The sequence below is a fragment of the Nocardia sp. CC201C genome (assembly GCF_030010695.1).
GTDB classification, from domain to species: Bacteria; Actinomycetota; Actinomycetes; order Mycobacteriales; family Mycobacteriaceae; genus Nocardia; species Nocardia otitidiscaviarum.
On sequence record NZ_JASCXP010000476.1, the window covers coordinates 1 to 5,317 of the forward strand.

The 5,317-nt window shown below is 68.6% G+C and carries 5 protein-coding genes; 1 reads left to right on the forward strand and 4 read right to left on the reverse strand.

What is annotated here, in order from left to right; all coding sequences use genetic code 11:
- Positions 1–142: 142 nt before the first annotated feature.
- Entirely contained in the window at positions 143–991 is an 849-nt protein-coding gene (locus QK444_RS32070; protein WP_282785813.1) for a PHB depolymerase family esterase, read from the reverse strand.
- 297 nt (positions 992–1,288) lie between these two features.
- Between QK444_RS32070 and mraY the strand changes: the two genes are divergently transcribed.
- A complete protein-coding gene (mraY, locus tag QK444_RS32075) occupies positions 1,289–2,359 on the forward strand; it encodes a phospho-N-acetylmuramoyl-pentapeptide-transferase (protein WP_282785814.1) in 1,071 nt (356 codons plus the stop codon).
- Positions 2,360–2,363: 4 nt separating this feature from the next.
- Here mraY and nagB read toward each other — a convergent pair whose 3' ends face one another.
- From nagB to QK444_RS32090, 3 genes are all read right to left on the reverse strand, one after another.
- On the reverse strand, positions 2,364–3,146 hold the full coding sequence (nagB, locus tag QK444_RS32080; protein ID WP_282785815.1) for a glucosamine-6-phosphate deaminase: 783 nt from the start codon (positions 3,144–3,146) through the stop codon (positions 2,364–2,366).
- Entirely contained in the window at positions 3,134–4,300 is a 1,167-nt protein-coding gene (locus tag QK444_RS32085) for an amidohydrolase family protein (protein WP_282785816.1), read from the reverse strand. The genes nagB and QK444_RS32085 overlap by 13 nt, the downstream gene beginning before the upstream one ends.
- A 97-nt stretch (positions 4,301–4,397) precedes the next feature.
- The coding region (locus QK444_RS32090) for a putative PEP-binding protein (protein ID WP_349239554.1) at positions 4,398–5,317 on the reverse strand (920 nt) is incomplete at its 5' end.

Here is a 5,317-nt window from a genome sequence, read left to right on the forward strand (position 1 = left end):
CCCATCTTTTTCCCCATAGTGGCCGCGTGTTGGGGGGGGGCGCGCCCCCGCCCCCCCCCACCGATCGCTTCTGCCGGTGTGCTGGGCCGTATCCGAAGCGGCGGAATCCGGGTTCGACAGCGACCGGGTCGTATCGGCTCCGCTATGGGCGCGGGTACGCCTGGAACAGCTGCCACATCCGGTTCTGGATCTCGGTGCGGCGGGCGCCGGTCGGCCACGAATGGCTACCGCCGTTGTACACCCGCCACACCACCTGCGTGCCGGAGGCGCAGTCCCAGCGCTTGGAATCCTTCACATCCGTACCACCGTCGGGGCGCTCGTTCTGACACGGGCGGTTCTCCCAGCTCCAGTACATGACATGGCTGTAGGCGATGGGCTCGGGCACCGTGGTGTCGTTGGCGGACGCGAAGACCGCCCAGGAGATCGCGCGAGCCGGGTCGCAGCCCGCCGGAGGGGGCGCGGGAGCGTATACAGCCCCGGAGGCGTAGAAGGTCGAATCCACGCATCCGACCCGGGATGCCATCTGCCCTCCGTTGGAGTGGCCCAACAGGTGGATGCGTTTCGGGTTCACACACCACTGCGCGCGCACGTTCGCGACCACACTACGGATATGGTTGAGGTCCACGGGGTTGTCACCGGCTTCCCAGCCCCACCCCGATCCCTCCGGTTTGCTACCGCGTGGATAGACGACAATGGATTTGGTCCGATCGGCGACCGCGTTCCAGCCCGATCCACCTTCCATACTCTCGGGCGTGCCCCGGCCGCCGTGCAGTGCGACCACCAACGGCGCCCCGCCGCTGGGGATTCCGGCCGGAACATGGACGCGGTAGTACCTTCCGCCGAAGTCGACCCGTTTGGTGGTCGGCGTCGTGGAACACGCGACGGCCAGCCCGTCGGGATCCTCGTACAGTTCTTCGTCGGCATCGGCGGCACCCGCGGTGGAAACCACGAGCGATAATGCCGTGCAGCACGCGCCGATCACGGCGGCCACACGCTGGGAAACAGAGATCGCTACAGAAACTCCTTGTGTGCGAACGAAATTGCGAAGCGCACCCTACCCAGATTGCCGTAGCCTTCGTGGCGGGCTCCGCGATGACGGATGCCCGCAGAACTGCGGTCTTGCCGCAGCGGTACGCGGCTCGGACGGGCCGCCCACCGGTCCGCGGCGGGTGTTTCCGGACCGTGTCCGAGGGCAGCGGAATCGGGTCATGTTGACTAGCATCTGAGCTTGGTGTGTCGCGCCGGAACAGCAAGTCGGGCCGGACGAATTCGGTGAAGTGGGGGCGTTGTGCGGCAGATTCTCGTGGCGGCGTTGATCGCGCTGGTGGTGTCGATCTCGCTGACACCGGTGTTGATCAAGGTCTTCTCGCGGCGGCACTGGGGGCAGGAGATCCGGGTCGAGGGTCCGGCCAGCCATCAGCAGAAGCGGGGCACGCCGACCATGGGCGGAATCGCCATTCTGGTCGGGATGTGGACGGGATATCTGGGATCCCATCTGATCGGCATCGGGTATGGGGCCGAAGGCGTTTCGGCCTCGGCGCTGCTGGTGCTCGGATTGGCCACCGCCCTCGGCGTGGTGGGCTTCCTCGACGACTACATCAAGTTGCGGCAGCGGCGGAACCTGGGCTTGACGGCGACCGGGAAGTACATCGGTCAGCTCACCGCCGCGATCATCTTCGGGGTGCTGGTACTGCGATTTCCGAACAGCACCGGGTTGACGCCGGGCAGCCGGGCGCTGTCCTATGTGCGCGATACGTCGATCATCACCCTGGGCACCGTCTTCTTCCTGGTCTGGGTCTGTTTTCTCGTGGTGGCCTGGTCCAATGCCGTGAACTTCACCGACGGCCTGGACGGGTTGGCGGCGGGCGCGATGAGTTGGGCGCTGGGCGCGTACATGCTGATCACGTTCTGGCAGTACTCGAACGCGTGCACGCCGCGCCCCAGCGCGGGCTGCTACCACGTGCGCGACCCGCTGGACCTGGCGCTGGTGTGCGCCGCCGGAGCCGCCGCCTGTATCGGCTTCCTGTGGTGGAATGCCGCCCCCGCCAAGATATTCATGGGCGACACCGGCTCCATGACACTGGGCGGCCTGCTCGCCGGACTCGCCGTCACCACCCGCACCGAACTGCTCATGGTCGTCGTCGGCGCGCTGTTCTTCGTGGAGATCCTGTCGGTGCTGCTACAGATCGTCGTGTTCAAGACGACCCGCCAACGCCTGTTCAAGATGGCTCCGTTCCACCACCACTTCGAACTCGCCGGATGGGCCGAGACCACCGTCATCATCCGATTCTGGTTGCTGGGCGGCATATCCGCCGCCATCGGACTGATGCTGTTCTACGCCGAATACCTGACGGCGTGAACGGTCAGAAGCGCTGCCACGACGGCTTGTTCTCCACGGCGAACCGGTAGTAGTCCACGGCCTTCAGGTTGACGGCCGCGGCCGGGTCGACGATGACCGTGACGTGCGGGTGCATCTGGAGGATGGAGGCCGGGCAGAAGGCCGACACCGGACCCTCCACGGCGGCGGCCACGGCATCGGCCTTACCCTCGCCGGTGGCGATCATGACGAGATGGTCAGCGTCACTGATGGTTCCGAGCCCCTGGGTGAGCACATGGGTGGGCACCTGCGACAGGTCACCATCGAAGAACCGAGCGTTGTCCTCGCGGGTCTTCGGCGTCAGCGTCTTCACGCGGGTGCGGGAGCGCAGCGAGGAGCCGGGCTCGTTGAACCCCAGGTGCCCGTTCGCGCCGATACCGAGAATCTGCACCGAAACCGGTCCGCTCAGCGCGATCATGCGCTCGTAATCGGCCGCGGCGGCCGGAATGTCGTCGGCACGGCCGTCGGGGCTGTGCACATCGGCGTCCGCGAAATCCACCTGCGCGGTGAACTCGTCCCGAATGAACTGAGCGTAGGACTGCGGGTGCCCGGCGGGCAGCCCGATGTACTCGTCGAGCAGAAACGCCTGCACCCCGGCGAAACTCAGGCCCTCCTCCCGATGCTGGCGAATGAGCTCCTGATAGGCGCCGAGCGGCGAGGAGCCGGTGGCCAGACCGATGGCGCGCGCACCGCGCCGCACATGGTCGGCCATGATGCGGCCGGCGAGCACACCGGCGTCGGTCGCGTTGTCGGTGATCACGAGTTCCATGGCAGTCCGTCCTTGTACACGGTCACAGGGGTCAGTTGGCTATCGGTGACGAGCACGTCGGCGCGCATACCCGCGCGCAGCGCGCCGACGCGATCGTCGATGCCGAGCAGGCGGGCCGGGGTGGCGCAGGCGGCGGTGGCGGCGCTGGTGAGATCCACACCGGCGTGGAAGACGGTGCGCCGCAGCACATCCGAGGCGCAGGCGGTGCCGCCCGCGATGGTGCCCGGCCCGTGCGGGTCGTAGAGCCGCGACACCCCGTCCGCCACGATCACGTCCAGAATGCCGAGGTGGTAGCGACCGTCCGGCATTCCGGCCGCCGCCATGGCGTCGGTGATGAGCGCGAGATTGTCCGCGCCGAGGGTGTCGAACACCATGCGCACGGTCCCGTCGGCCAGATGCACACCATCGGCGATGAGTTCGGCCACCACGTCACCGCGCCCGGCCGCCGCCATCGCCGCCGTCAGGAAATTGGCGTCGCGGTGTGCCAGTGCGGGCATGGCGTTGAACAGATGGGTGATGGACACCCGGTCACCGCGGCGCATGGCCCGCACCGAGCGCTCATAGTCGGCCACGGTGTGCCCGAGCGACAGCAGCACGCCCGCCTCGTTCAGCAGATCCGCGAGTTCGTCGAAGTGCGCGGTCTCCGGGGCGACGGTGACCGAGACGATGCGCCCGTCGCCGTGCCGCAGCAGCCGCCGCAGCATGGCCGGGTCACCGGGCACGATGCGCGCCGGATCGTGTGCACCGCAGCGGTGTTCGCTGATGAACGGCCCCTCGAGGTGAATGCCCGCGAGCAGTCCGGCATCGACGGCCTTGCCGAGCAGGTCGATCCGCTCCAGCAGTTCGGCCTCGGTGGCCGAGACCAGGGAGGCGACCAGCGTCGTCGTGCCGCGGCCGCGGTGGAAGCCGACGGCGTTCACGATGCCGTCGAAATCCGTTTCCGGGAAACCGAATCCGCCGCCGCCGTGGCAGTGCACATCGATGAGACCCGGCAGCACGATCGGCGGCTCACCCGCGAGTGTGGGCAGCTCACCGTCGAATTCGGCCGCCGGGCCGACGTAGTCGAGGAGCGGACCGTCGAACGACACCACGCCGTCGGCGAGTTCGCCCGCCTCGGTGAGGGTGACGACCCGCCCGCGCAGTGTCGTCCTCAACCCGCCCGCCCCCGTACCGATCCGGTGCAATGGGCAAGTACGCGACAGCGGCCGGGCGCCGTCCGGCGACCGCACGCCGCACGGAGAACCACCCGGCTCATCGGTCCCCTCGCAAAACCTGCCGCGCTGCCCGCGCAGCCTCCTCGGCGGTGGCGGCATCGAGCACCGCCGCAGCCGCCCGCGCACACCGCTCCCGCGTGACCGCCGCCAGCGCGGCCCGCACCCCGGCCAGCGACCGCGGTGCCATCGACAGCGTCTCCACACCCAAACCCACCAGCACACAGGCGAATTCGGGATGAGAAGCGGCTTCGCCGCACACCCCGACCGCCACCTCGTGCCGCCGCGCGCCCGCGACCACGGCCGCGATCGTCGCCGCCAGCGCGGGCTGCCACGGATTGTGCAACTCCGCCAGCGCCGAGGACATGCGATCGGCCCCGAACAGATACTGCGACAGGTCGTTGGTGCCGATGGAGAAGAAATCCACCTCCGCGCCGAGCCGCTCGGCGCGCAAGGCGGCGGCCGGAACCTCCACCATGATGCCGCGGCTGGTCACGCCCAGTTCCCGGGCGCGAGCGGCGAAGGCCCGCGCCTCCTCCACGGTGGCCACCATGGGGGCCATCACCTTCACCGGCGTTCCGGTGGCGGCGCGGGCGGCCTCGATGGCGGTGAGCTGGTCGTCCAATGTCCCCTCATCGACACTGGCCAACCGGATACCGCGCACGCCGAGAGCCGGATTCTCCTCCTCGGACAGCTTCAGAAACGGCAGCGGCTTGTCCGATCCGGCGTCCAGGGTGCGCACGGTGACCGGACGCTCCCCCAGGATCTCGAAGATCTCCCGGTACTGGGCCGTCTGCTCGTCGATGGTCGGTGCGGAGTGCCGTCCCAGGAACAGGAATTCGGTGCGGAAGAGTCCGACACCCTCGGCGCCGAGTTCCACCGCGAGCCGGGCGTCGGCCGCGCTGCCCACATTCGCCAGCAGCGGTACCGCGTACCCGTCGGCCGTGCGCCCCGGCCCGG